Annotated in this window: 25 protein-coding genes and 1 pseudogene; 19 read left to right on the forward strand and 7 right to left on the reverse strand. The window is 71.8% G+C overall.

What is annotated here, in order from left to right; translation table 11 throughout:
- The first annotated feature begins 55 nt into the window (after nucleotides 1–55).
- The 5 genes from B4K29_RS11405 (at nucleotide 56) to B4K29_RS11425 (ending at nucleotide 2711) form a co-directional block, all read left to right on the forward strand.
- Nucleotides 56–622, forward strand: a complete 567-nt coding sequence (locus B4K29_RS11405) for a hypothetical protein (RefSeq protein WP_286955896.1) — start codon at nucleotides 56–58, stop codon at nucleotides 620–622.
- Nucleotides 622–1245, forward strand: a complete 624-nt coding sequence (locus B4K29_RS11410) for a hypothetical protein (protein ID WP_286955895.1) — start codon at nucleotides 622–624, stop codon at nucleotides 1243–1245. The genes B4K29_RS11405 and B4K29_RS11410 overlap by 1 nt, the downstream gene beginning before the upstream one ends.
- Before the next feature lie 120 nt (nucleotides 1246–1365).
- Nucleotides 1366–1770 carry a single-stranded DNA-binding protein gene (locus B4K29_RS11415; protein WP_019285866.1) on the forward strand — a complete coding sequence of 135 codons (405 nt, stop codon included), beginning with the start codon at nucleotides 1366–1368 and terminating at the stop codon, nucleotides 1768–1770.
- Nucleotides 1771–1792: 22 nt separating this feature from the next.
- On the forward strand, nucleotides 1793–2104 hold the full coding sequence (locus B4K29_RS11420) for a hypothetical protein (protein WP_286955893.1): 312 nt from the start codon (nucleotides 1793–1795) through the stop codon (nucleotides 2102–2104).
- A 163-nt stretch (nucleotides 2105–2267) separates the two neighbouring features.
- A complete protein-coding gene (locus B4K29_RS11425) occupies nucleotides 2268–2711 on the forward strand; it encodes an NUDIX hydrolase (RefSeq protein WP_239264949.1) in 444 nt (147 codons plus the stop codon).
- A gap of 7 nt (nucleotides 2712–2718) precedes the next feature.
- Here the strand turns inward: B4K29_RS11425 and B4K29_RS11430 are convergent, their stop codons facing one another.
- Nucleotides 2719–4665 (reverse strand): helix-turn-helix domain-containing protein, encoded by a 1947-nt coding sequence (locus B4K29_RS11430; RefSeq protein ID WP_286955890.1) that lies wholly within the window; start codon nucleotides 4663–4665, stop codon nucleotides 2719–2721.
- Between the two features lie 158 nt (nucleotides 4666–4823).
- On the opposite strand from B4K29_RS11430, the gene B4K29_RS11435 reads away from it, so the two are divergent.
- The 3 genes from B4K29_RS11435 to B4K29_RS11445 all read left to right on the forward strand — a co-directional run bounded on the left by B4K29_RS11435 (nucleotide 4824) and on the right by B4K29_RS11445 (nucleotide 8006).
- Entirely contained in the window at nucleotides 4824–6272 is a 1449-nt protein-coding gene (locus B4K29_RS11435) for an FAD-binding oxidoreductase (RefSeq protein ID WP_286955888.1), read from the forward strand.
- Complete coding sequence (locus B4K29_RS11440) at nucleotides 6269–7642, forward strand: MFS transporter (RefSeq protein WP_286967360.1); 1374 nt, start codon at nucleotides 6269–6271, stop codon at nucleotides 7640–7642. Before B4K29_RS11435 ends, B4K29_RS11440 begins: the two co-directional genes overlap by 4 nt.
- A 151-nt stretch (nucleotides 7643–7793) precedes the next feature.
- A complete protein-coding gene (locus B4K29_RS11445) occupies nucleotides 7794–8006 on the forward strand; it encodes a hypothetical protein (protein ID WP_029210625.1) in 213 nt (70 codons plus the stop codon).
- A 121-nt stretch (nucleotides 8007–8127) separates the two neighbouring features.
- Here the strand turns inward: B4K29_RS11445 and B4K29_RS11450 are convergent, their stop codons facing one another.
- Entirely contained in the window at nucleotides 8128–8988 is an 861-nt protein-coding gene (locus B4K29_RS11450) for an aldo/keto reductase (RefSeq protein ID WP_286955884.1), read from the reverse strand.
- A 283-nt stretch (nucleotides 8989–9271) separates the two neighbouring features.
- Between B4K29_RS11450 and B4K29_RS11455 the strand changes: the two genes are divergently transcribed.
- On the forward strand, nucleotides 9272–10057 hold the full coding sequence (locus tag B4K29_RS11455; RefSeq protein ID WP_286955966.1) for an SDR family NAD(P)-dependent oxidoreductase: 786 nt from the start codon (nucleotides 9272–9274) through the stop codon (nucleotides 10055–10057).
- Entirely contained in the window at nucleotides 10054–11331 is a 1278-nt protein-coding gene (locus tag B4K29_RS11460; RefSeq protein ID WP_286967363.1) for a flavin-containing monooxygenase, read from the forward strand. Before B4K29_RS11455 ends, B4K29_RS11460 begins: the two co-directional genes overlap by 4 nt.
- Nucleotides 11332–11361: 30 nt before the next feature.
- Here B4K29_RS11460 and B4K29_RS11465 read toward each other — a convergent pair.
- Together B4K29_RS11465 and B4K29_RS11470 are read right to left on the reverse strand one after the other, a co-directional pair.
- A pseudogene (locus tag B4K29_RS11465) lies at nucleotides 11362–12621 on the reverse strand (MFS transporter); the annotation flags it as partial.
- A complete protein-coding gene (locus B4K29_RS11470; protein ID WP_034251664.1) occupies nucleotides 12618–13043 on the reverse strand; it encodes a MarR family winged helix-turn-helix transcriptional regulator in 426 nt (141 codons plus the stop codon). The pseudogene B4K29_RS11465 and the gene B4K29_RS11470, both read right to left, overlap by 4 nt.
- Nucleotides 13044–13217: 174 nt before the next feature.
- Here B4K29_RS11470 and B4K29_RS11475 point away from each other — a divergent pair, with 174 nt between their 5' ends.
- The 3 genes from B4K29_RS11475 (at nucleotide 13218) to B4K29_RS11485 (ending at nucleotide 16437) form a co-directional block, all read left to right on the forward strand.
- Complete coding sequence (locus B4K29_RS11475) at nucleotides 13218–15572, forward strand: excinuclease ABC subunit UvrA (protein WP_286967366.1); 2355 nt, start codon at nucleotides 13218–13220, stop codon at nucleotides 15570–15572.
- 9 nt (nucleotides 15573–15581) lie between these two features.
- Nucleotides 15582–16031: a hypothetical protein gene (locus B4K29_RS11480; protein ID WP_286959467.1), complete on the forward strand. Its 450-nt coding sequence runs from the start codon at nucleotides 15582–15584 to the stop codon at nucleotides 16029–16031.
- Nucleotides 16032–16230: 199 nt separating this feature from the next.
- Complete coding sequence (locus tag B4K29_RS11485) at nucleotides 16231–16437, forward strand: cold-shock protein (RefSeq protein WP_019285853.1); 207 nt, start codon at nucleotides 16231–16233, stop codon at nucleotides 16435–16437.
- A gap of 101 nt (nucleotides 16438–16538) precedes the next feature.
- Here the strand turns inward: B4K29_RS11485 and B4K29_RS11490 are convergent, their stop codons facing one another.
- Nucleotides 16539–17414: a dienelactone hydrolase family protein gene (locus B4K29_RS11490; RefSeq protein ID WP_286959478.1), complete on the reverse strand. Its 876-nt coding sequence runs from the start codon at nucleotides 17412–17414 to the stop codon at nucleotides 16539–16541.
- An 89-nt stretch (nucleotides 17415–17503) separates the two neighbouring features.
- Between B4K29_RS11490 and B4K29_RS11495 the strand changes: the two genes are divergently transcribed.
- Nucleotides 17504–18481: a GlxA family transcriptional regulator gene (locus B4K29_RS11495; RefSeq protein WP_286959471.1), complete on the forward strand. Its 978-nt coding sequence runs from the start codon at nucleotides 17504–17506 to the stop codon at nucleotides 18479–18481.
- Between the two features lie 21 nt (nucleotides 18482–18502).
- Here the strand turns inward: B4K29_RS11495 and B4K29_RS11500 are convergent, their stop codons facing one another.
- Nucleotides 18503–18736, reverse strand: a complete 234-nt coding sequence (locus tag B4K29_RS11500) for a FitA-like ribbon-helix-helix domain-containing protein (RefSeq protein WP_239264970.1) — start codon at nucleotides 18734–18736, stop codon at nucleotides 18503–18505.
- A 214-nt stretch (nucleotides 18737–18950) separates the two neighbouring features.
- Here B4K29_RS11500 and B4K29_RS11505 point away from each other — a divergent pair, with 214 nt between their 5' ends.
- The 5 genes from B4K29_RS11505 to B4K29_RS11525 all read left to right on the forward strand — a co-directional run bounded on the left by B4K29_RS11505 (nucleotide 18951) and on the right by B4K29_RS11525 (nucleotide 21747).
- Nucleotides 18951–19826 (forward strand): FUSC family protein, encoded by an 876-nt coding sequence (locus tag B4K29_RS11505; protein ID WP_029210615.1) that lies wholly within the window; start codon nucleotides 18951–18953, stop codon nucleotides 19824–19826.
- A gap of 70 nt (nucleotides 19827–19896) precedes the next feature.
- Nucleotides 19897–20481: a superoxide dismutase family protein gene (locus tag B4K29_RS11510; protein ID WP_286959474.1), complete on the forward strand. Its 585-nt coding sequence runs from the start codon at nucleotides 19897–19899 to the stop codon at nucleotides 20479–20481.
- A 26-nt stretch (nucleotides 20482–20507) separates the two neighbouring features.
- Nucleotides 20508–21032 (forward strand): TetR/AcrR family transcriptional regulator, encoded by a 525-nt coding sequence (locus B4K29_RS11515; protein WP_029210613.1) that lies wholly within the window; start codon nucleotides 20508–20510, stop codon nucleotides 21030–21032.
- A 65-nt stretch (nucleotides 21033–21097) separates the two neighbouring features.
- Nucleotides 21098–21343, forward strand: a complete 246-nt coding sequence (locus B4K29_RS11520; protein WP_029210612.1) for an AbrB/MazE/SpoVT family DNA-binding domain-containing protein — start codon at nucleotides 21098–21100, stop codon at nucleotides 21341–21343.
- Entirely contained in the window at nucleotides 21340–21747 is a 408-nt protein-coding gene (locus tag B4K29_RS11525; RefSeq protein ID WP_286959470.1) for a PIN domain-containing protein, read from the forward strand. Before B4K29_RS11520 ends, B4K29_RS11525 begins: the two co-directional genes overlap by 4 nt.
- A gap of 41 nt (nucleotides 21748–21788) precedes the next feature.
- Here the strand turns inward: B4K29_RS11525 and B4K29_RS11530 are convergent, their stop codons facing one another.
- A complete protein-coding gene (locus tag B4K29_RS11530; protein ID WP_286959466.1) occupies nucleotides 21789–22268 on the reverse strand; it encodes a VOC family protein in 480 nt (159 codons plus the stop codon).
- Nucleotides 22269–22985: the final 717 nt, after the last annotated feature.

A 22985-nucleotide genomic window follows, 5' to 3' on the forward strand; every position in this document is an offset into this window, starting at 1 on the left:
GGTCGGGCCGGTGACAGCGATCCTGCTCGACGAGGCGCCGGGGCATGATGGGCTCATGCGCATCCCCGGACCCCACGACCTGCTCACCGCCGCCGTCACCGTCAAGGACGGGGTCACCGACGCCGCCGACCTGTGGCCCCGCGCCCTGGACCTGATCGACCGCGTCGAGGCGATGGTCGGCCGCGGGGAGGCCTTGCTGGAGCAGGCCGAGGAGCTGCTCGCCCAGGCCGCCCTCACGCGGGCGCACGTCGACGAGGTCGCGGACGCTGCCGCGGAGACGTCGGCGCGCGCGGCCGCGCTGGTGGCCCGGGCCGAGGCGCTGACGGCGGTGGGGGAGCAGACCCTCCCGAGGCTGCAGCCCATGGTGGAGCCGCTCACGGCGCTGGCCGACAAGGCCCTGCCGATCGCCTCCGAGGTGGTGGCGAGCGTCGAGCGCGACGAGGTCCTGGCCCTGGTGGGCATGATCGACCGGCTCCCGGAGGCACTCCTGCAGATCGACCGCATCGCTCCCGACGTGCACCAGATCCTCGAGTCGGTCACCGACCTGGCTCACGCGGCTCAGGGCCTGCCCGGCATGGGCTCGCTCATCCGCCGGGGCGAGCGCAAGGACGACGACGACTGATGGGTGACGGGCGCCGGCGCGCCCCGTGGTGGATCGCCGCGGGGGTCGCGACGCTGCTCGCCGCGGCCTGGGGGCGGCTCAACCCCACCAGCTCGTTGCTCGTGCACGAGCTCCTCGACCACCCGGTCGTCCTCGGCCTCGCCGGCTACCTGCTCGTCGCGTGGGGCGTCTCGCTGGTGGCGGTCGACGCGCAGCGACGGCTCGTGGTCCGCATCCTGCTCGCCGCGCTGGGCGCCACGGCCTTCGGCCTGATCGGGATGGTCCTCAGCGTGGGGGTCAACCCTGGTCGCGACGAGGTGGTCCTGCCGGCTCCAGCCCAGGCCGGGATCGACCCCTACGAGGCCGACATCGTCAGCGACGGGGACCTGGTGTCGCCCATGACCACCGTCGTCATCCGTCACCGCGAGTGGGGGCCGTCTGCGCGCTGGTGGCCGGCCGCCTGCCTCAACGGCGAGTACGCGGGCGGCACCATGACCTCGGCCCGCTGGACCGGACCCACCGAGCTGGTGGTGGTGCTGGACGGTGGTCGCGAGGTCCCTGTCTCGATCGAGCCGGCGACGGCGGAGCCGCGCGCGGTCGTGCGGCTGGGACGTCGTTGTGGCGCCCCTTCGTCCACAGGCTGACGCGTTCCCGGCGTCGTCGTCCACAGCCTCCGTCGTGGTCCTTGGTCGTATGCCGACCCGCTGCCACCGTGGTCCTCGACCCCGCCATCGGTGGGCGCGGGCAGCAGCGCAGGAGCGGAGATGGTGCAGGTGGACGTGGCGGATGCGGATGGCGCGGGTGCGGTGTGCAACGAGGTCCGGCTGCGGGGGCGGGTGAGCGGAGAGCCCGAGCTCAGGGCGCTGCCGAGCGAGGTCCTCCTCGTGAGCCTGCGGGTGGTCGTGCCTCGGCCGCCCGACCCGCAGGCGGCCGAGGAGGGCCGGCGCCCCCCGACGGTGGACACCATCGACGTGACCTGCTGGCCGGGCGACGTGCAGGAGCGGGCCGTCGAGCTCGTCGATGGGGATCACGTGGAGGTCCACGGCGCCCTGAGACGTCGCTTCTACCGGACACCGGGCGGCGCGCAGTCCCGCTACGAGGTGCAGGCCGCCACGATCTCGCTCCTGCACCGCGAGGAGCACGGGGGCCCGTGCCCCGGCCGGGCGTAGGCTGAGCACGAGGAGGTGCACCATGCAGACCTCGACGAACGGTGCCGCGGTCCACGACCGTGGGAGGCCTCTCACCCGGGCCGACTGGACCGCGGGGGCCGCCATCGTGTGGTTCCTCGCGGTCATGCTCCCCCTGCTCTATCCGATCGCCGTCTCCGGGATGGCCGTGCAACCGTGGTGGCTGCTGGTGACGGTCGCCGGGTGGTGTGCGGTGCTGGTCAACGGGCTGCGCAGGTGGCGCTCCCCGGGGCGGGTCGCGTTCCTCGTGCTGGGCCCGTTCATCCTTCCCGTGTTGCTGGCGGTGGGCTGGTTCCTGCTGCCGGGAGCGGCCTGACCCGCGCTCTCGTCTCGCCTCTCGGGGACGTCGTCTCGCGGGCCGTCTCCTCGGCGTCCCCATCGGCGTTCCCCTCGGCCCGGCCTGCTCGACCGGCGTGATCGGCTGACGTGATCGACGGTGCAGGGTGTCCTGCGGCTCGGCCCATGACTACAGTCGTGCCATGGCGAACCGACCGGAGAAGTTCGACGTCGTCGTCTCGGCCGTGATCCGCAGCGGGCCCCGCGTGCTGCTGACCCGGCTCGAGGACCACGACTACTGGTTCCTGCCCGGCGGCCCGGTGACCCTGGGCGAGTCGGCCAAGGACGCCCTGCACAAGGACATCCTCGAGGAGCTCGGCCTCGAGGCCAAGGTCGCGGACCTGATAGCCGTCGTGGAGAACGCCTTCGAGCTGGACGGGGTCGCTCATCACGAGATCAACCTCGCCTTCGAGGCCAAGGTCAACCGCACCTCCTCCCAGGCACTGGTGCCCGGCATGGAGTTCCGGTGGTTCGACTCGGAGTCCCTCTACGACCTCGACATCCGTCCGGCGAGCCTGGCGACCGTCGTCCGCTACGGCCCCGAGGCCGTGCGACTCCCGTTGCAGAGCAACGGTCTCGGTCACTGACGAGGGGTCACCCGGCAGGCCCGCCCACGCGCTCCGAGAGCCTGTGCAGCTCGAGGGCGAGGCTGAGCTCGAAGGCTCGCTCGGGCTCTCGCCACCGCTCGCCGAGCAGCTCGTCGATCCGGTGCAGCCGCTGGTAGAGCGTGTTGGTGTGCACGCCGAGGCGGGCGGCGGTCGCGGCGTGCGACCGGCCCGCCGACAGGTAGGCGCCGAGCGTCCCCACGAGGTCGCTGCCGGAGGCGGCGTCGCGGTCCAGCAGCGGACCCAGCTGCCAGCGCACGTGCTCCCCGCCGGCCCCCTCGGCCGCGCTCGAGAGCACCGCCGCCAGGACGCCGAGGTCCTCGGCCCGCACCACCGCCGGTGGCCTGCCCAGCGTCGTGAGGACGCCGAGGCCCCGGTCCGCCCGGCGCCAGGCCGCGGCGACGGCCGTCACGCCGGCGGCCGCCGATCCGTTCGCGCCCGCGCTGGTCGGAGCACGCTCCAGGCGAGGTATGGCCGCGCTACCGTGCGCGCCCGGGACGGCGGCGACGACCACGTGATGGGCGACCGCGGGTCCGAGGACGTCCCTGACCTCGTCAGCCGTCTGGTCGAGCAGGGCCACGGTGTTCTCGCCCACCTCGCCCGACCACGCCCTCGGCATCCTCGCGAGCACCCGTTCCGCGCCCGGCCCGCCGGCGCCCACGACGACGACGGTCGCCACGCGCCCCAGGTCCAGGCCGACGGCCTCGGCCCGGCGACGGACCCGTTGCGGATCGGGGGAGTCGACGAACAGCGCCGCCGCCAGCTCGGCCCCGCCCCGGCGGCTCTGCTCGGCCAGCTCGCGCTCGGTCGCCATGGACAGGGCGATCACGAGGGCAGCTCGCTCGGTGCTGCGGACGTCCGCCGGCGTCAGGCTCTGCGCGCGGCATACCCACAGCCGGCCGTGGTCGACGCCGCCCGCCCGGACCGGCACCCAGTGCCAGCCCGCCCCGGCCGAGGGCGCCGTCGTGGACCCTGTCGTGGACCCAGACGAGGACCCAGACGAGGACCCCGTCGAGGACCCCGTCGAGAACCCCGTCGAGAACCCCGCCGTCGACCCCCCGACCCGGTCGGCACGAGGCGGGCGGAGACCCGGGTCGCTGCTCGCCACCACGTGCCCGGAGGTGGTGGTGATGACGACACCCGCCCCGAGGGCCCGAGCCAGCGCGGCCGCCACCTCGGGCAGGCCGCCACGGTTGGCGACGATGCCGGTCAGGTCGTCGTGCAGGGCCGCCGCCTCCTGCTGGGAGCGCAGCGCCGCCTCGCGCTGGGTGATGAGCTGGGCGTTGCGGATGGCGATGGCGGCCGGGGCGGCGAGCGCGCTGAGCCGCACGACCTCGGCGTCGGTGAACGCGCGAGGACGGTGCTCGGCCACGAGCAGCACCCCGGTCACCTCCTCGCCCGTGCGCAGCGGGACCCCGAGGATGCCGCCGAGCCGCTCCTGGGCGGCCACCTCGTCGACCCCGGTCGCGTGCCGGAGCGTCTCGTCGGTGAGGTAGTCCCCGCTCCAGAACGCCTGGCCGGTCTCGAACACGCGACCACCGATGCCCTCGCCCGGCCTCAGACGGGTCCGCCGCAAGCCGTGGCCCAGGGCCCCATCGACGTACTGGATGGGCAGGGTGCCGTCCGTGTCGGGGAGCATGAGGTAGGCCACGTCGGCGCCGAGCTGCAGCCTGGCGCGACGGGCGACCTCGCGCAGGACCTCCGTGGGGTCGTGCAGCCGGGCCAGCTGCTGCGAGAGGTCGTTGACGACCCCGAGCTCGGCGGTGCGCCGCCGGCCCTGCCGCACGAGATCCCGCAGCCTGCGGGCGCGCTCGGCCTCACGATGGGCCAGGGGCTCCGTGCCCGGAGCGGCCTCCGAGAGGCAGGACGCCAGGTGGGCGGCGAGCCGGTCGTCGTCCGCGTCGTCGAGCACGAGGGTCAGCCAGGTGGGTCGCACGGGGCAACGATCCCACACCGCTGTGGGCGTTCCCCACACCTACCGTTGCGGAATGTGGAGGGTTCACCCCTCGTGGTCATGCCTGCAGCAGCCTAGTTTTGCCCGGGTACCCCGTCGCGGATCCCGCGGCGACAACGACGTCGGCCCACCGGAGACCCATGACCATCGCCACCCTGCTGGACCTGCTGCCCGCCGATCGGGTGATCACCGACCCCTCGCGGCTCGTGTCCTACGCCCACGACGACGCGGAGTGGGCGCCGTCAGCGCCTCCGCTGGCCGTCGTGCGGCCCCGGAGCACCGACGAGGTCGCCACGCTGGTCCGCTGGTGCCGCGACCACGCGGTGCCGGTGGTGCCGCGAGGAGCCGGGACCGGTCTGTCGGGCGGGGCCAACGCCACGGCCGGATCGGTGGTCGTGTCCTTCGAGGCCATGACCGCGATCCGTGAGATCGACCAGCGCGAGCGCCTCGCCGTCGTCGAGCCCGGCGTGGTCAACGACGACCTACGGGCCGAGGCGGCGCGCCACGGCCTGTGGTACCCACCGGACCCGGCCAGCTCCCCGTGGTCGACGATCGGGGGCAACGTCGCCACCAACGCCGGGGGCGTGTGCTGCGTCAAGTACGGCGTGACGGGTGACTACGTGCTCGGGCTCGAGGTGGTGACCGGCACGGGCGAGGTCGTCAGCCTCGGGCGCCGCACCGCCAAGGGGGTCGCGGGCCTGGACCTGTGCAGCCTCATGGTCGGCTCCGAGGGGACGCTCGGCATCATCACCGAGATCACCCTGCGGCTGCGTCCGGCCCGTCCCGCCGAGCGCACCATCGCGGGCCAGTTCGAGGACGTCTCGGCGGCCGGCCGCGCCGTGGCGGCGATCGGCGCGAGCGGCGTCATACCCTCGGCCCTCGAGCTGGTGGACCGGCACTGCCTGGAGGCCGTGGACCGGTGGAAGAACATGGGCCTCGCGGTCGACGCGGGCGCCCTGCTGCTGGCCCGCGTCGACTCCGCCGGCGCCACGGGCGACCACGAGTCCGCGACGATCCTGGCGGCGATGGAGGGAGCCGGCGCGACCTTCGCGGCCCTGTCCACCGACGACGACGAGGCGGAGGCGCTGTTCGCCGCCCGACGGCTCGCCTACCCAGCCCTGGAGCGCCTCGGCCCGGTGCTCACCGAGGACGTGTGCGTCCCGATGGGTGCCGTGCCCGAGATGCTGGACCGCATCGTCGCGACGGGGGAGCGGCACGGCGTGCTCATCGCCAACATCGCGCACGCCGGTGACGGCAACCTGCACCCTCTGCTCATCGTCCCGGCCGACGACCCCGCGGCCACCTCGGCTGCGCAGGCGGCCTTCGAGGACATCATCGGCGACGCCCTCGACCTCGGCGGCACGGTCACGGGCGAGCACGGCGTCGGCCTGCTCAAGCGCCCCGGGCTCACCCGCGAGGTCTCGCCGGTCGTCGCCGCCATGCAGCACGCCGTCAAGCGCGCCCTGGACCCCCACGACATCCTCAATCCCGGCAAGGCCCTGCCCGACGTGCCGGCCGAGCGAAGCGCTGCACCGACCCCTGCACCGAACCCTGCCCTGAACGACGACTCCCTGGAGGACCCCCGATGAGCTCGACCGCGCACCGCGCGACCCCGGCGACGGACGACGCGCTGCAGCGTCGCGTCGTGGCCAAGGTCGCCCGTCGGCTGGTGCCCTTCATGGCGCTCATGTACTTCGTGGACTACCTGGACCGCACCAACATCGGCTTCGCCAAGCTGACGATGGCCAAGGACCTCGCCCTCACGGAGACGATGTTCGGCCTGGCCTCCGGGCTCTTCTTCATCGGCTACCTGGTCTTCGAGGTGCCCAGCAACCTGGCCATGCACAGGTTCGGCGCGAGGCGGTGGATCGCGCGCATCCTCGTCTCGTGGGGCATCGTCGCCGCGGCGATGGCCTTCGTCCCCAACCACCAGTGGCTCTACGGCCTGCGCATCCTGCTCGGCATCGCCGAGGCCGGGTTCTTCCCGGGCATGATCCTCTACCTCACCTACTGGTTCCCCGCCCGCGACCGCGCGAGGATCACCGGGATGTTCCTGGTCGCGATCCCGCTGTCCTCCGCCCTCGGGGCCACCCTGTCGGGCCTGCTCGTGCAGAACCTGCACGGCTTCTTCGGGCTCGAGGGATGGCGGGCGATGTTCCTCGTCGAGGCCGTCCCGGCCGTCATCCTGGGCGTCATCGCGTGGTTCTACCTCACCGACCGTCCCGACGACGCGACGTGGCTTTCCGCCGAGGAGCGCACCTGGCTGACGGAGCGCATGGCGCACGAGCAGGGCGAGACCGAGCGCGCCCACGGCTGGTCCGTGCGCAAGGCGCTGACGAGCGGTCGCGTCCTGGCGCTGTCGTTCGTCTACTTCGGTGTCTGCTACGGGCTCTACGCGCTCAGCTTCTTCCTCCCCACGATCGTCGCGGGCTTCGCCAAGCAGTTCGGCACGAAGTTCTCCCTCGTCGAGACCGGCATGATCGTCGCCGTCCCGTTCCTGTTCGGCGCCGTGGCCATGGTGGCCAACGGTCACCACTCCGACAAGACGGGGGAGCGGCGCTGGCACGTCGCGGTGCCGGCGGTCGTCGCCGGCGTCTCGATCCCGGTCGCGCTCTACCAGCAGTCGCCGTTCGCCGTCATGGTCGCCATCACCTTCACCGCCATCGGGGTCTGCGCGGCCCTGCCCGTCTTCTGGTCGCTGCCCAGCGCCTTCCTCACCGGCGCGGGTGCCGCCGCCGGCATCGCGCTGATCAACTCGCTCGGCAACATCTCGGGCTTCGCCGCACCCTTCGTCACGGGGTTCAGCATCGACCTGACGGGCAGCGCCAAGCCCGCCCTGTGGATGGTCGGGGCCCTCCTGGTCGGTGCCGCCGTGATCACCCTGAGCCTGGGTCACGCGCCCCGGCGCGCCGAGGACGACGCCCCAGTCTCCGAGCGGTCCGGGAGCACCACGGCCTGACGCGGCACCGCGCCAACTCACCGCAGCGACGCGACGCGCCCGCGATCAGCCCGCCCGGCTGGTCGCGGGCGCGTCCGGCGTCCAGGGGAGCCGCGTACGCTGGACGGATCAGCGCCGACGCGCCGTCGCGTGGGTGCGCGGACGAGAGTGGGTGGCACCGATGAGGCGCGACCAGCACGAGCCCGAGACCGTGAGGCGGGCGGACCTGCCCTTCTCCGAGCGGCTGGCCCAGGCCGGGCACGACCAGCGTGAGCCCTGGCCGGACGACGACTACGTCCCTCACGAGAAGGCCAGGGGTCGCAACCCCGCCGTCGAGGGAGTGGCCACCGGAGCCATGCTGGGCGGTGGCGCCCAGCGCATCTGACGGGACAGACCGGCCGTCACACCAGGTGAGCCTCGTGGGCGAGCACGACGAGGGCGACCCGGTTCTTGGCGTGGGACGTCGTCTGACGGGCAGGCCCACGCCGTCTGACGGGCGTGACCGCTCAGTCGTGGATGCGGACCCCGCCCAGCGTCTTGGTCATGCCGGGGTCGCGGTGGTCGAAGAACAGCGACTCGCCCGTGTCCAGGCCGGCGATGCGGGCCATCTCGTCGTCGGTGAGGGTGAAGTCGAAGACGTCGATGTTCTGCGCCATCCGCTCGGCGCGCACGGACTTGGGGATCACCACGACGTCCCGCTGCACCAGCCAGCGCAGCACGACCTGCGCGACGGACTTGTCGTGCGCCTCGCCGATCTCGCTCAGCACCGGGTTGGTGAACAGGTCGTTCCTCCCCTCGGCGAAGCCGCCCCAGGACTCGTGCTGGACGCCGAGCTCGCGCATGAGGTCCTGGTCGGCCCGGCGCTGGTGGAAGGGGTGCGTCTCGATCTGGTTGACGGCGGGCACGACCTCGTTGTGCTCGACCAGGTCGACGAGCCGGTCGGGGTGGAAGTTGGAGACGCCGATCGCACGCACCGCGCCCTCGCCCAGCAGCGTCTGCATCGCGCGCCAGGAGCCGTAGTAGTCGCCGTACGGCTGGTGGATGAGGTAGAGGTCGAGCCGGTCCAGCCCGAGCTGCTCGAGGGAGCGCTCGAAGGCCGTGCGGGCGGCCTGCTCGCCGGCGTCCTGGATCCACAGCTTGGTGGTGACGAAGAGCTCGTCGCGGGAGATCCCGCTGGCGGCGATCGCCCGCCCGACGGCCGCCTCGTTGCCGTAGGCCGCAGCGGTGTCGACGTGGCGATAGCCCGCCGCGAGGGCGTCCGAGACGGCCTGCTCGGTCTCCTCCGGGGGGATCTGGTAGACGCCGAACCCGAGGATCGGCATCTCGACACCGTTGTCCAGCGTGACGTTGGGAACCTGGGGGGACATGGGTGACCTTCTCTCGCAACGGGGGCGGCACCCGGTCCGGCGCCGCACGCTCCATCCAACCGCAGGGTCGTATGCCGCGGGAGGCTCGCCCGAGAGGGGTACTGCCGGTGCCCCGCTGCGCGCACGGCCGGCGCCGATCGGAGGAGGACCCCTCCCGCGGCTTGTTACCAGCCAGTAGGGTGTGCCCACCTGCAGCGCCGCGACGCGGCCCGACGAGAGGCACACGATGGCAAGGACGCCGTTCGCACCCAGGGTCAGCCTGGTCACCGGGTGAGCCGCCGGCATCGGTCGGGCGCTCGCGGTCGAGATCGGGCGACGAGGTTCGCGGGTGGTGATCGCCGACATCGACGCCGCTGCAGCGGAGCGCACCGCCGCGGAGCTCAGGGCGGACGGGCTCACCGTGACGGCGCGGGGCGTCGACGTGGCCGACGCCGCCGCCATGGACGACCTGGTCCGCGAGGTCGTGGCGACGGAGGGTCGCCTCGACGCGATGGTCAACAACGCCGGCATCCTCGTCAACGGCCCGTTCGAGGAGTTCGACGACCACCACTGGCGTCGCGCCCTGGACGTCAACCTGCTCGGCGTGGTCAACGGCTCCCGCGCCGCGCTGGCGGTGATGCGCGAGCAGGGGAGCGGCACCATCATCAACACGGGTTCCCTTGCAGGGCTGATGGTCTCGCCGCGGATGCTGCCCTACACCGTGAGCAAGCAGGCCGTCGTGGCGTTCTCCCGCGGGCTCGCCCTCGAGGTGGCCGCCCAGGGGATCGGGGTGCACGTCTTCTGCCCGGCGTTCGTCGACACCAAGCTGCTGGACGAGCCCTACGACGCCACGACGCACGCGGGCGACTTCCGCCGCTACGCCAGGACCCTGCAGCCGCGGCTCACCACGCCGGAGACGGTGGCGCGCAGGGCGATCCGCGGCGTGGAGGCCGGGAGCACCGTCATACCGGTCGGTCTGCTCGCCCAGGCGCTGTGGCGCTCGGACCGGTTCCTGCCCGGCCTGACCGACCGCGGCTCGCGGCAGGCCTGCGAGCGCCAGGACCGGATCACCCACGAGGGGGAGCGATGAGCACCGTCGTCGTCGGCGCGGGCCCCGGCGGGCTGGCGGTCGCGGCGGCGCTGCAGCAGCGCGGCGAGACCGTGACCGTGGTGGACAAGGCTGCAGGAGTGGGGAGCTCGTGGCGCGGCCACTACGACCGGTTGCACCTGCACACCCCGCGCGAGCTGTCCGGCCTGCCGGGCTATCCGATCCCGCGCAGGTTCGGCCGGTGGGTGTCGCGCGACGACGTCGTGCGCTACCTCGAGCTGTATGCCGCCCACCACCGCCTCGACGTCCGCACCGGCGTCGAGGTGACCGATCTTGCTCAGCAGCACGGCGGTTGGACCGTCACGACGGCGGACGGCGCGAGGCTGGATGCCGAGAACGTCGTCGTGGCAACGGGATACAACAACACGCCCGCCATGCCCACCTGGCCGGGGACGGAGTCGTTCACGGGCGAGATCATCCACGCGTCCGCCTACCGCAACGGCGAACCCTGGCGCGGCAGAAGCGTGCTCGTCGTGGGGATCGGCAACACCGGCGCGGAGATCGCCACCGACCTGGTCGAGCACGGAGCCGGTCCGGTGTGGATCGGCGTCCGCACCCCGCCCTACATCCTGGTGCGCGACCGCGGCCCCATGACCGCCAACCTGCTCGGGATCATGGTGCGGCACCTGCCGGTTCGCGTGGTCGACCGCCTCCAGGACCGGATGCTGAGGCTGGAGACGCCGGACCTGTCCGCCCACGGCCTGCCGCGCCCGTCAGGCGGCCTCTACTCCAAGGTCCTCGCCGGCACCATCCCCGTCCAGGACGTCGGCATCGTCGGCTCGATCCAGAGCGGATCGGTGGTCCCCGTCAAGAGCCCGGCGCGCTTCGAGGGCGACGAGGTCGTGCTGACCGACGGCTCGCGGCTGCGCCCCGACGCGGTGGTCGTGGCCGCCGGCTACCGCCAGAACCTCGAGCCCCTCGTCGGTGACCTCGGCGTCCTGGACGCCCGGGGGCTCCCGCGCTCGCACGGGGCGGAGCCCGCGCTGCCGGGTCTGTACTTCACCGGCTTCACCAACCCCATCTCGGGGATGTTCCGCGAGCTGCGGATCGACGCCACCCGCATCGCCCGCGCCATCCGGCCAGACCGGCGCGCGGCGCGCGGGTCACGAGGAGCCCAGCAGCGCGCTGACCCGGTCGCTGCTGCGCCTGGCCGCGTCCGTGGTGACGAGCAGGGCCACGACGACCAGGGCGATGCCGCACGCCAGCATCACGTGCCAAGCCGTGTGCGAGGCGATCGCGAGTCTGCTCGTCCCTGAGCCCAGCGCGGAGAAGGTCAGCGTCCCGAAGAGCGCGACCCCGAGGGCCGTGCCCACCTGGCGCGAGGTCGACGCCACGGCGGACGCGACACCCGCCTGGTGCCGGGGCATCCCTGTGACGGCGGCGTTGGTGATGGGGGCGTTGAGCAGACCGAACCCGCGGCCGAACAACGCGTAGGCGGCGAGCAGGACGAGCGTGTCGGTGGTCGCCGTCAGGGATCCGAGCACCGCCGCCGATCCGGCGATCCCGATCCCGGCCAGCACCATCGGCGCCCGAGGCCCCCGCGCACCGACCATCCGCCCCGACACCGGCGACAAGAACCCGGTGGCCAGGGCCATGGGCAAGGTCATCAGCCCGGCGTGCAGGGGTGACAGGCCACGCTCGGCCTGGAGGTACAACGTGTTGACCAGCAGAAACCCGGACTGCGCGGCGAACCCGACGACGGCGGACAGGACGGCGCCGCTGAAGGGGATGCTGAGGAAGAACCTCGGGTCGATCAGCGGCTCGGGCAGGTGCAGCTCGACCACCACCAGGGCCATCAGCGACCCGGCCGCCGCGGCCAGGCAGGCCAGCACCACGATCGAGGTCCACCCCGCCTCGCGACCCTCGATCAGGGCGAAGGTCACCGTGGCCAGGACGATCATGACGAGCAGCTGCCCGACCGGGTCGAGGCGACGTGGCCGTGGGGAGCGCGACTCGGGCACGTAGCGCGCAGCCAGGACGAACGCGGTCAGGGTGACCGGGACGTTCATCCAGAAGACCGCCTCCCACCCCAGGGTCTGGACGAGCACGCCGCCGACGACGGGCCCGAGTGCCATCGACAGACCGATCGTGCCGCCCCAGAACCCGATGGCCTGGGCGCGCTCGCGCGCATCGGTGAAGGTGGTGGTGATGATCGACATCGCGACGGGGTTCATCATCGAGCCCCCGACCGCCTGGAGGACGCGGGACGCGATCAGCATGTCCCCCGAGGTGGCGAAGGCGCACCAGGCCGACCCGATGCCGAAGGTCACGAGGCCGGTCTGGAAGACGCGTCGGCGGCCCACGCGGTCGGCGATCGATCCCGACAGCATGAGCAGGCTGGCCAGCACGACCGTGTAGGAGTCGAGGATCCACTGCAGGTGGGAGTCGGAGACGTGCAGGTCGCGCTGGATCGACGGCAGGGCGAGGTTGAGCGCGGAGATGTCGAGCCCGACGACGAAGATGCTCAGGCAGCAGATGGCCAGGACGAGCCATCGGCTGGAGGAGTCCTGACGGGAGCGGCGGGCCGTGGCGGCCGGCGCGCTCACCGGTGTCCCTGCACCTTCGCGAGCAGGGTGTGCAGCGTGGACAGCTCGGTCGGGGACAGGGCCTCCAGGCCGGGGACGGGGCCGGGCAGGGCCCGGATGTCGTCCATGAGCGCGCGTCCTTGCGGCGTGACCGTCACGATCTTGCGCCGGCCGTCCGACTCGTCGGGCTCCTTGCGGACCAGGCCCCGGTCGGCGAGGTCGCTCACGATCAGGCTGGCCGCGGGTGCGTCGACCCCCAGCTCGGCCGCCAGGCCGGCACCGCTCATGGGCCGGCGCTCGATCCGCCGCAGGGCGCGGAACCGGCTGAAGGGAAGCCCCATCCGCTCGACGACCAGCGGCTGCCAGAGGTGCCGATGGTCGGTGAACACCGCCGCCAGCAGGGTCCAGACCTCGGCCGTCGTGACCGTCTTAGTTGTATTCATGCAACCATTGTATACCTACAACCACCGATGACGGCGGAGACGTCATACGGCCAGGTGGGGGACCGGGCTGGAGCGCCGCACCGAGAGGACCCGCCAGCTGGGTGCTCTCGACTGGGCGAGGCGCCACAATGGCGCGTGCGACCTGAGCCCACAGGTCCGACGGACGGAGACCCGATGACGCAGCACAGCGCCGACCACCACGACCTGATCCGCGTGCACGGCGCGCGGGAGAACAACCTCAAGGACATCAGCGTCGAGCTGCCGAAGCGCCGGCTGACCGTCTTCACCGGGGTGTCCGGGTCGGGCAAGAGCTCGTTGGTCTTCGCGACCATCGCGGCCGAGTCGCAGCGCATGATCAACGAGACCTACAGCGCCTTCCTGCAGGGCTTCATGCCCTCCCTCGCGCGCCCGGACGTGGACCACCTCGAGGGCCTGACGACGGCGATCCTCGTCGACCAGGAGCGCATGGGCGCCAACATCCGCTCGACCGTCGGCACCGCGACGGACGCCAACGCCCTGCTGCGAGTTCTGTTCTCCCGGTTGGGGACCCCGCACGTCGGCTCGCCGCAGGCGTACGCGTTCAACATCCCCTCGGTGTCCGGGGCCGGCGCGGTCACCATCCAGACCGGCGCCAAGAAGGGCACCAAGGAGAAGCGCACCTTCTCGATCACCGGCGGCATGTGCCCCGAGTGCGAGGGGACCGGCAAGGTCTCGGACTTCGACCTGACAGCGGTGTATGACGAGACCCGCTCCCTCGCCGACGGGGCGATCCTGGTCCCGGGCTACAGCATGGACGGGTGGTACGGCCGGATCTTCTCGGGCTTCGGCTTCGACATGGACAAGCCGATCGCGCGGTTCACCCAGAAGGAGCTGCAGGACCTGCTCCACAAGGAGCCGACCAAGATCAAGGTCGAGGGCATCAACCTGACCTACGAGGGCATCATCCCGCGCATCCAGAAGTCCATGCTGTCCAAGGACCGCGAGGCCATGCAGCCGCACATCCGGGCCTTCGTCGACCGGGCGGTCGTCTTCCAGGACTGCCCCGCCTGCGACGGCACCCGCCTGGCGCAGCACGCGCTCGACTCGCGCATCGACGGCGTCAACATCGCCGAGTGCTGCGCCATGCAGATCACCGACCTCGCGGCCTGGGTGCGCGGGCTGAAGCACCCCCAGGCGGCGCCGCTCCTCACGGGGCTGCTGCACCTGCTCGACTCGTTCGTCGAGATCGGGCTGGGCTACCTGTCGCTGGACCGGCCCGCCGGGACGCTGAGCGGGGGAGAGGCCCAGCGCACCAAGATGATCCGCCACCTCGGGTCGTCGCTGACCGACGTCACCTATGTCTTCGACGAGCCGTCGATCGGCCTGCACCCGCACGACATCCAGCGGATGAACGAGCTGCTGGTGCGGCTGCGCGACAAGGGCAACACCATGCTCGTCGTGGAGCACAAGCCCGAGATGATCGCGATCGCGGACCACGTCGTCGACCTGGGCCCAGGCGCCGGAGCCGCAGGAGGCGAGGTGTGCTTCGAGGGCACCGTCGCCGGGCTGCGGCGCAGCGGCACGCTGACCGGACGCCACCTGGACGACCGGGCACGGCTCAAGGAGACCGTGCGGGAGTCGTCGTCGACCTTCCCGATCCGAGGTGCCTCGACCCACAACCTGCAGGACGTCGACGTCGACGTCCCCCTCGGCGTGCTGTGCGTGGTGACCGGGGTCGCCGGCTCGGGCAAGTCGTCGCTGATTCACGGGTCGCTGCGCGGCGACGAGGTCGTCGTCATCGACCAGATCGCCATCAAGGGCTCGAGGCGGTCCAACCCGGCGACCTACACCGGTCTGCTGGAGCCCGTCCGCAAGGCCTTCGCCAAGACGAACGGCGTCAAGCCCGCTCTCTTCTCGGCGAACTCGGAGGGCGCCTGCCCGAGCTGCAAGGGGGCGGGCGTGGTCTACACCGAGCTCGGCTTCATGGACACCGTGTCGACGCCCTGCGAGGTGTGCGAGGCCAAGGGCTTCCAGCCCGAGGTGTTGGAGTACCACCTCGGCGGCAAGGACATCGCCGAGGTCATGGCGATGTCGGTGGCCGAGGCGTGCGCGTTCTTCGCCGAGGGGGACGCCCGGATCCCGGCCGCGCACACGATCCTGCAGCGGCTCGAGGACGTGGGCCTCGGCTACCTGACGATCGGTCAGCCGCTCACCACCCTGTCCGGCGGCGAGCGGCAGCGACTCAAGCTCGCCTCGCAGATGGGGGACAAGGGCACGACCTACGTGCTCGACGAGCCGACCACCGGCCTGCACCTGGCCGACGTCGAGAACCTCCTCGGCCTGCTCGACCGGCTGGTCGACGGTGGCAAGTCGGTGGTCGTCATCGAGCACCACCAGGCCGTCATGGCCCACGCGGACTGGATCATCGACCTGGGTCCGGGCGCGGGGCACGACGGCGGACGCGTCGTCTTCGAGGGCACGCCCGCCGAGCTCGTGCGCCGGCGGGACACGCTGACCGGCAAGCACCTGGCCGAGTACGTCGGCGCCTAGGCTTGATCCATGGACAGCCGCAGCAAGCAGCAGGTCAAGGACGACCTCATCGCCTACCTCCGGACGCGTCTTGCCGCCGGCACCTCGAGCACGGCGCAGCAGGCGGCCGCCGGTGCGGGTGCGCCCGACGAGCGACGGGTCGACGACGACTCCCAGCGGGACGAGGCGGGCGACCTGCACGACATCTTCGGCCGGGCGGACGCCCAGGAGCGGCTCGACCTCAAGGAGGCCCGGTCCCTGGACGTGTCCGAGCGCGACGTCGTGGGGCCGGGCGCGATCGTCGAGCTGGACGGGCAGCACTACGTCATCGGTGTGCCCACGGACGCCTTCGAGTCCGGCGGGATCACCTACGAGGGCATGGCGACCGACGCCCCGATCTATGACCTGATCCACGGGTTGCGGGCCGGCGACACCTTCACCTTCGGCGGGCAGGACCAGACCATCACCTCGGTCGACTGACCCCGCCCGTCGGGCGGTTGCATTCGTCCACGGCGCCCGAGTGGGTTAGGCTGGCCGCGTTGTTGAAGTTGATGTGCACAGCAAGGCGGTGCTGATCCACACGGGATCGAACCGTATTTCTGAGCCTGTCCGTGACAAGCATCATCGACATCGCGCGTCCCCGAGGTCCGGGTGACCGCCCTCAGAAAGAGGTTCTGACATGGCAACTGGCACCGTGAAGTGGTTCAACGGCGAGAAGGGCTTCGGCTTCATCGCCCCCGAGGACGGCTCTGCTGACGTCTTCGCGCACTTCTCCGCGATCAACTCGACCGGCTACCGCTCGCTCGACGAGGGCGCCAAGGTCGAGTTCGACACCGAGCAGGGCCCCAAGGGTCTGCAGGCGTCGAACATCACCGTGATCGGCTAATCACCACGCACCTAGGCTCACCAGCCTGACGAGAGGCCCCCGCCACCACTGGTGTCGGGGGCCTCTTGCTGCCCGGACGTCGTACGCCGATGCCCGGCGGCTCAGCGGCTCCCCGCCTCGGCGGGCGGTTGCGGCATACCCACGCGCAGCCGGTCGCTCAGGAACGCGAGGATCTCGTCCCGCGCGACCACCGTGGGGTGGCCGGCCTCGTCGACGAGGTGGGCGGTGACCACGCTGTGGGGCGTCTGCACCACGTGCTCGAAGAACGGTGGGGGAGCAGGGTTGGCGGCGGCGCCAGGCAGCACGCGCCCGTCGAAGGCGTCCCCCAGCAGCCGGCGGTAGGCCGCGAACCGCTGTCCGGTGCACCACCGGTCGTCGTCGAAGCGGTAGGCCAGGACGGTCAGTCCGTCCCGGTCCACCCGCTCGCGGACAGCGGCCTGGTCCGCCTCGTCCAGCTCCACCCCGCCGGGGTCGTCCAGCGGCAGGGACGGGTGGTTGACCACCGGCGCGACCACCGCCGGCTCTAGGGTCATGGTGAGGGCGAAGTTCCCGGTGAAGCACAGGCCCACCGCCCCGACACCCGGTCCGCCGCACTCGGCGTGCGCGACCCGGGCCAGGCCCCGCAGCCAGACGGTCACCGGGCTCGTGCCACCCCCGGCGAACGCCCGGAACTCCTTGCTGACGCAGGCCCGCTGGGCCACCTCGTAGCCCTCCGCCGTGGGGTAGGCGCCGTCCCGCCCGAACAGCGACGGGACGTAGACGGTGAACCCCGCGTCCCGGATCCACCGCGCCAGCCGCAGCACGTCGGGGCTGATGCCCGGCATCTCCGGCATCAGCACGACCGCCGGCCCGCGACCCGCGACGAGGACGCGCTTGACGACGCCGTCCACCGCGACCTCCCGGCGGGCGAAGTCCTCGTGCGGGTCGTCCCGATCGTCCCGGCCGGGCGTGCTGTCACGAGTGTCCGACGTCGTCATGCCTCCAGCCTGAACGAGCGGGCACCGCAAGGACAGCGGCGGGATCGCCATACGCTGGGGTGATCTCGCCACGACGCCGAGGAGGGGCCATGGCCGCACTGCGCATCGGGGTGCTCGCGCATCCGGGCTGCTTCGCGTCCGAGGTGTATGGCGTGCCCGACCTGCTGACGATGGCGAGCCGTGTGGCGCGGGGGAGCGGCGAGGCCGGGTATGCCGTGTCGGTGGTCTCGCCGCGCCGCAGGGTGGTGGCCTCCGGCGGGACACCGATCGCGGTGTCGGGCGACCTGGACGTGGACGTGCTGGTCGTGCCGGGCTTCGAGGCGCCCGACGTCGCCGGGCTCCGGGAGCACGTCACGACGCTCGGTCCGGAGGCCGACGTCGTGTCCGCGCACGCGGCGGCCGGGCGGGCCGTCGTGTCGATCTGCGTCGGTGCCTTCGTGCTGGCCGAGGCCGGCGTGCTGGCCGGTCGTCGGGCCACGACGTCCTGGTTGTTCGCCGACGAGCTCGCCCGGCGCTGCCCGGACGCCGACGTGGTGCCCGCCGAGCTGGTCGTGACGGACGCCGGGGTCACGACCACGGGCGCCTTCAGCGCGATGTACGACTTCGCCCTCGGCCTGATCGCCGAGCACGACGGCCCGCGCGTCGCCCGAGCCACGGCCCGCATCGCCCTGCTCGACGGGGCCAGGACCTCGCAGGCCCCGTATGTCGACACCGCGCTGCTGCCACGACCAGGAGAGACCTTCTCCGACAGGGTGATTCGCCACCTCGAGCAGACGCTGGCGGAGCCGTACGACCTGGCGAGGCTGGCCGACGCCCTGCACGTCAGCACCCGCACCCTGCTGCGACGCGTCGCGGCCGAGACCGGGCAGAGTCCACTGCAGCACCTGCAGACGGCGCGCGTGCAGCGAGCGCGCCACCTCCTGGAGACGACCGACCGCACGGTGGCGGAGGTGGCCAGGACGGTGGGCTACCGCGACCCGGGGGGCTTCGCTTCGGTGTTCGCCCGCAGCACCGGGCTGCGCCCCCGCGACTACCGCGCGGCCTTCGGCCGAGCCACCTCTAGCTGAGCGGATTCGGGCCGAGCACGATCACGCGAAGTCCACCGCCTGCGCGAGGTCGGTGCGCTCCGGGATCGGCAGGTCGTCGACGCCTCCTGCAGCCCGAGCCGCCTGCAGGAGCGCGAGCGCGATGTTGGGTCTGCGTACCGCTGTGGTCACGATGTCGCGGATCTCGGCCTCCAGGGAGCGTCCATGCTCCGCGGCCTGGGCAGCGAGCTGCTCCTGCACTGATTGGTCAAGACCGCGTATGACGATTGATTCCATGGGCCCACCTCCCACGTGTGATGGGGCTGACGATGTCGCTAGCTTCTTGAGACGATCCCGGCATGAGGAACGGCCACAGGCCCGGTGCCTGGCAGACGCTGCTGACCTTCCGGCCCGCGGCGATGAGGCGGCGCAGCACGGCGCTGCTCGTCGCACCTGCCTGGGCGGGCCTGGTCGTCGCAGCGCGATCGGACGGCCGGTCGAGGGACTCCTGGTGGCGCTGGGCAGCTACGTCGTCCTGTTCGGGGGCGGGCGTCCGGTGGGGGAGCGGGTGCGTGCCTACCTGATCTCTGCCATCGGTCTCGTGCTGGCGGTGGCCTCGGGCATGGTGGTCGGTGGCTCGACCTGGTGGACGCTGGCGGCATACCTCGTGGTGTCGGTGGTGGCGGTGCTGGTCACGCGGCTCGTCGACCCGGGACCGCCAGGGCCGTACTTCTTCGTGCTCATGCTGGGTGGGGGGACCCTGCTGACCGGCACCGGGCTGGGGATCCCGATGACTGCGGCCTACCTCGCCCTGGGGTCGGCGCTCGCGATCGCGGCCGGATCCCTGGACGCCTTGCTGCTCGAGCGGGGGAGGTCCCGGCCGGCCTCCGCGCCTGTGCCAGCCGGCCCGACCGGCCCGCCGACCTGGGTGGTGCTCGTCCGCGTGCTGGTGGCTGTCACTGCCTCGGTCATGGTGAGCGTGGCCCGTGGTGACACCCACCCGTTCTGGGGCGTCCTCGTCGTCGTGCTGGTGCTGTCCTATCCCGGCGACGAGGGGCGACTGACGGTGCGAGCGGTCTCCCGCATCGTCGGCGCCCTCGTCGGGATCGCGCTGTTCACGCCCCTGGCGAGAGTCCATCTCGGGACGGCGGGCTACGTCGCGCTGCTGTGCGTCCTGCTCTGGTGCGTCGCCAGGGTCACGGCCCACAACTACCTGGTGGGGAGCGTCGTGATCACGCTGCTCGCGCTGGCGATCTCGGTGCCGCTCTCCCCGAACGAGGGCCCGGGGGAGCTCGCGACGGCCCGCGGGGTCGACACGATCGTGGCTGGCGCGATCGCCGTTGCGGTGATCTGGGTGATCCGCACGACGCGGGAACGCCGGCCCTGAGCCCTTGTCGCGCGGGTCGACATCGGTCAGCCTTGAGGGGGTCCGCATCGCCCCGCTGAAGGAGACCACGATGTTGTCCACCCGACTCTCAGCGTCCTTGGCCGGTCTGGCCGCCGTCGCGCTCGGTGGGATCGGCCCCGCCGCTGCCGGCGCCGACACCGATTCCCACGCAGACTCCCGCGACCACGGGAGGGGCCGCACCGTCCACGCGCAGCTGGTCGATCGGACCGGAGCGGCCGTCGGCCGTGTGACGGTCAGCTCGAGGCGTGGCGTCGCCCAGGTCGAGCTGCGCGCCAGCCACCTCACCCCTGGCTGGCACGGCTTCCACCTGCACTCGGTTGGCCGGTGCGAGGGCGACTTCACCTCCGCCGGGAGCCACCTCAACCCCGACGGGGCGCAGCACCCCGACCACGCAGGCGACCTGCCGCAGATGCTGGTGCGCCAGGACGGCCGGGCCACGCTCTCGTTCGCCACCGACCGGTTCACGGCCGCGTGGCTGCTGGACCAGGACGGCTCGGCCTTCATCGTCCACTCCAGCCCCGACAACTACGCCATCATCCCGACGCGCTACGCGCCGAACGGTCCGGACCAGGCCACCCGGTCGACCGGTGACGCCGGCACCCGCCAGGCCTGCGGGGTCGTGCGTCGACGCTGAGCGCGGGGGCAGGCCTCGCCGTCTCCGTGTTCTCGGCCGCGGGAGTTCGCGACGGCTCGGTCCGAGACGTCGCGGAGCGAGCCGGTATGACGCACGCGGGGCTGCGGCATCACTTCCCGACGAAGCTGGACCTGCTGCAGGCCGTGCTCACGTGGCGGGACCAGGACGCCCTGCAGCGCCTCGACGCGCTGCACGTGGACGGGGTGGACGTCATACGGGCCTGGCTGGCCGAGGTGGGACGAAGCCGGGACACGCCCGAGCTCGTCGACCTGCACGTGACCCTGTCGGCGGAGGGGACCTCCGTCGACCACCCGCTGCACGAGTACTTCGTCCGGCGCTACGACCGGCTCGTGGTCGGGTTGCGGCAGGCCCTGGAGCTGGCCGAGTCGCGCGGGGAGCTGCTGCCCGACGTGGACTGCGAGCACGCCGCGCGCATCCTGATCGCCGTGACCGACGGGCTGCAGGTCCAGTGGCTCCTGGACCGGGAGTCGGTCGACATGGTCGCGATGCTGCGCCGCCACCTCGGATCGATCGTCGCCGTCCCCTTGTGAGCGCGACCGGCGTCAGGGCTGGCGTCTCCCCCTGCACCTCCTTACTCTTGTGTAAGGAGGTGCACATGTCGACTGCCACGATGACGAGCAAGGGTCAGATCACCATCCCCAAGGACGTCCGGGAGGAGATGGGCCTGACGCCCGGCACCACGGTGACGTTCACCCGCAACGAGAGTGGGGACTACGTCCTGACGACGCGACGGCACAGCGTCCTTGATCTGTTCGGGACGTTGAGGGGTGACGGACCGCCGGCCACCCTGGACGACATGGACGAGGCGATAGCCGCCGCAGCGGGGGAGTCCATGCCGTGATCGCCGTTGACACCAACATCCTCGTCCGGTTCCTCGCCGGCGACGATCCGCACCAGAGTCAGCTCGCCCGAAGGGTGATCGCAGACGCGTCACCGCAGGATCCGCTCTTCGTGGGCTCCGTCGCGCTGGTGGAGACGTGGTGGGTCATGCGGCAGGTCTACCGAGCGTCCGCGGACCAGATGCTCGACGCCATCCGCCGCCTGTCCATCGATGACGCTCTGGTCCTGCAGGACCGGAAGGCACTGGCCTCCGCGTTGGCGGCCGTCGCCGAAGGCGCGGACTTCGCGGACGCGCTCATCGCCGCCGTCGCCCGCACGCACGGGTGTCGAAAGACCCTGACCTTCGATCGCAAGGCGGCAGCACGAGCCGGCATGACGCTCCTGGAGGACCTCGACAAGACCTAGGGCTTGCGAACCCCGCCGACCGCGTCATACGGGCAAGCGGTTCAGATGCGCCGCACAGCGGACATGTCGGCGCAGACGACGCCCGGGTTGCCGTCCTGGTCGGCGATCACGGTGAGACCAGGCGCATCGGTGTCGTCGACGACGGTTCCCCCTGCAGCGATGGCGGCGGCGACCCGTCTCTCGACCACCTCGGGCGCCACGTAGACCTCGACATGGAAGCGCTGCTGCGGCTCCTTGCCCTCGTCGACGTCCTGCTTGGTCACCCATTGGACGACGTGCTCGGTGCCTTCGTCGTCCCGATAGATGGCGTCGTCGCTGACCAGCCTGAGGTCGACGTAGCCGGGGCCGATCGACACGATCGGGTGATGCCCAAGCTCATCGCCGGCCCGGCCAGCGGCCGCGACAAAGCTTGCGCCGGTGGAGAATTCGCTGACCAGATAACGGGCGTGGAGGCCCTGGGCGAGCTTGCGCCCGTCGGTGAGGTCGGCCTGGGCGATCTGCTCGCCGCGCATCATGTCCATGAGCAGACGCTAGCGATGGCGCAACAAAGATCAAGGCTTGACCGGATCACCGGGCTGTGCGGCCGGCCCCACACCGATGGTGACGGCGCCACGTCGGTGCTCGATGCACAGGACCAGGACGTCGTGATGATCAGCCCTTGGGCGCCAGCGGTGATGGCGCCCCTTCCAGCCTCACACTCAAAACGCCGATAATCTACATTATGTCACAAGGGACTTTCATGTTGCACTTGAGGTGGCTCTCGACGACGGCGACGATTCGGCTGGGCGGGGTGATCGTCTCGATCAATGCCTGGCCGACCTGGAGGCTCGCCATCTGGCCAAGCAGCGCGGGAGCTGGCGAGCGAGCGATGTCAGCCACGCATGACGGGTCGGTGAGCAAGGGCGCCAACCACACGGCTGGCACGGAGCCGTCGGCCGCCCACGCTGCGGCATACGTACCGAGGGACTTGCCGATCACGAGGCGGTGTGTGGCGAAGGTCGTCCTCTCCCCTAGCTCACGCACCGCGGTCGCGACCACTGCACGGCGAGCCGCGTCGTCGAGGTCCTACAGCTGCCAAACAGCATGGACGGTCCAGCCCGCGAGCGCGAGGGCCCGCAGGGGAAGAGCCAGACCTGGCCTGTCGACCGAGTAGCCACGACCTGCAGGACCAATGCACACCGGCGCGGATCCGCTGCGGGCTGGTTTCCCTTCCACGACTGGGTCTTCACTGTCGCCAA

Source organism: Arsenicicoccus sp. UBA6765, assembly GCF_002453335.1.
Taxonomy (GTDB): Bacteria; Actinomycetota; Actinomycetes; order Actinomycetales; family Dermatophilaceae; genus Arsenicicoccus; species Arsenicicoccus bolidensis.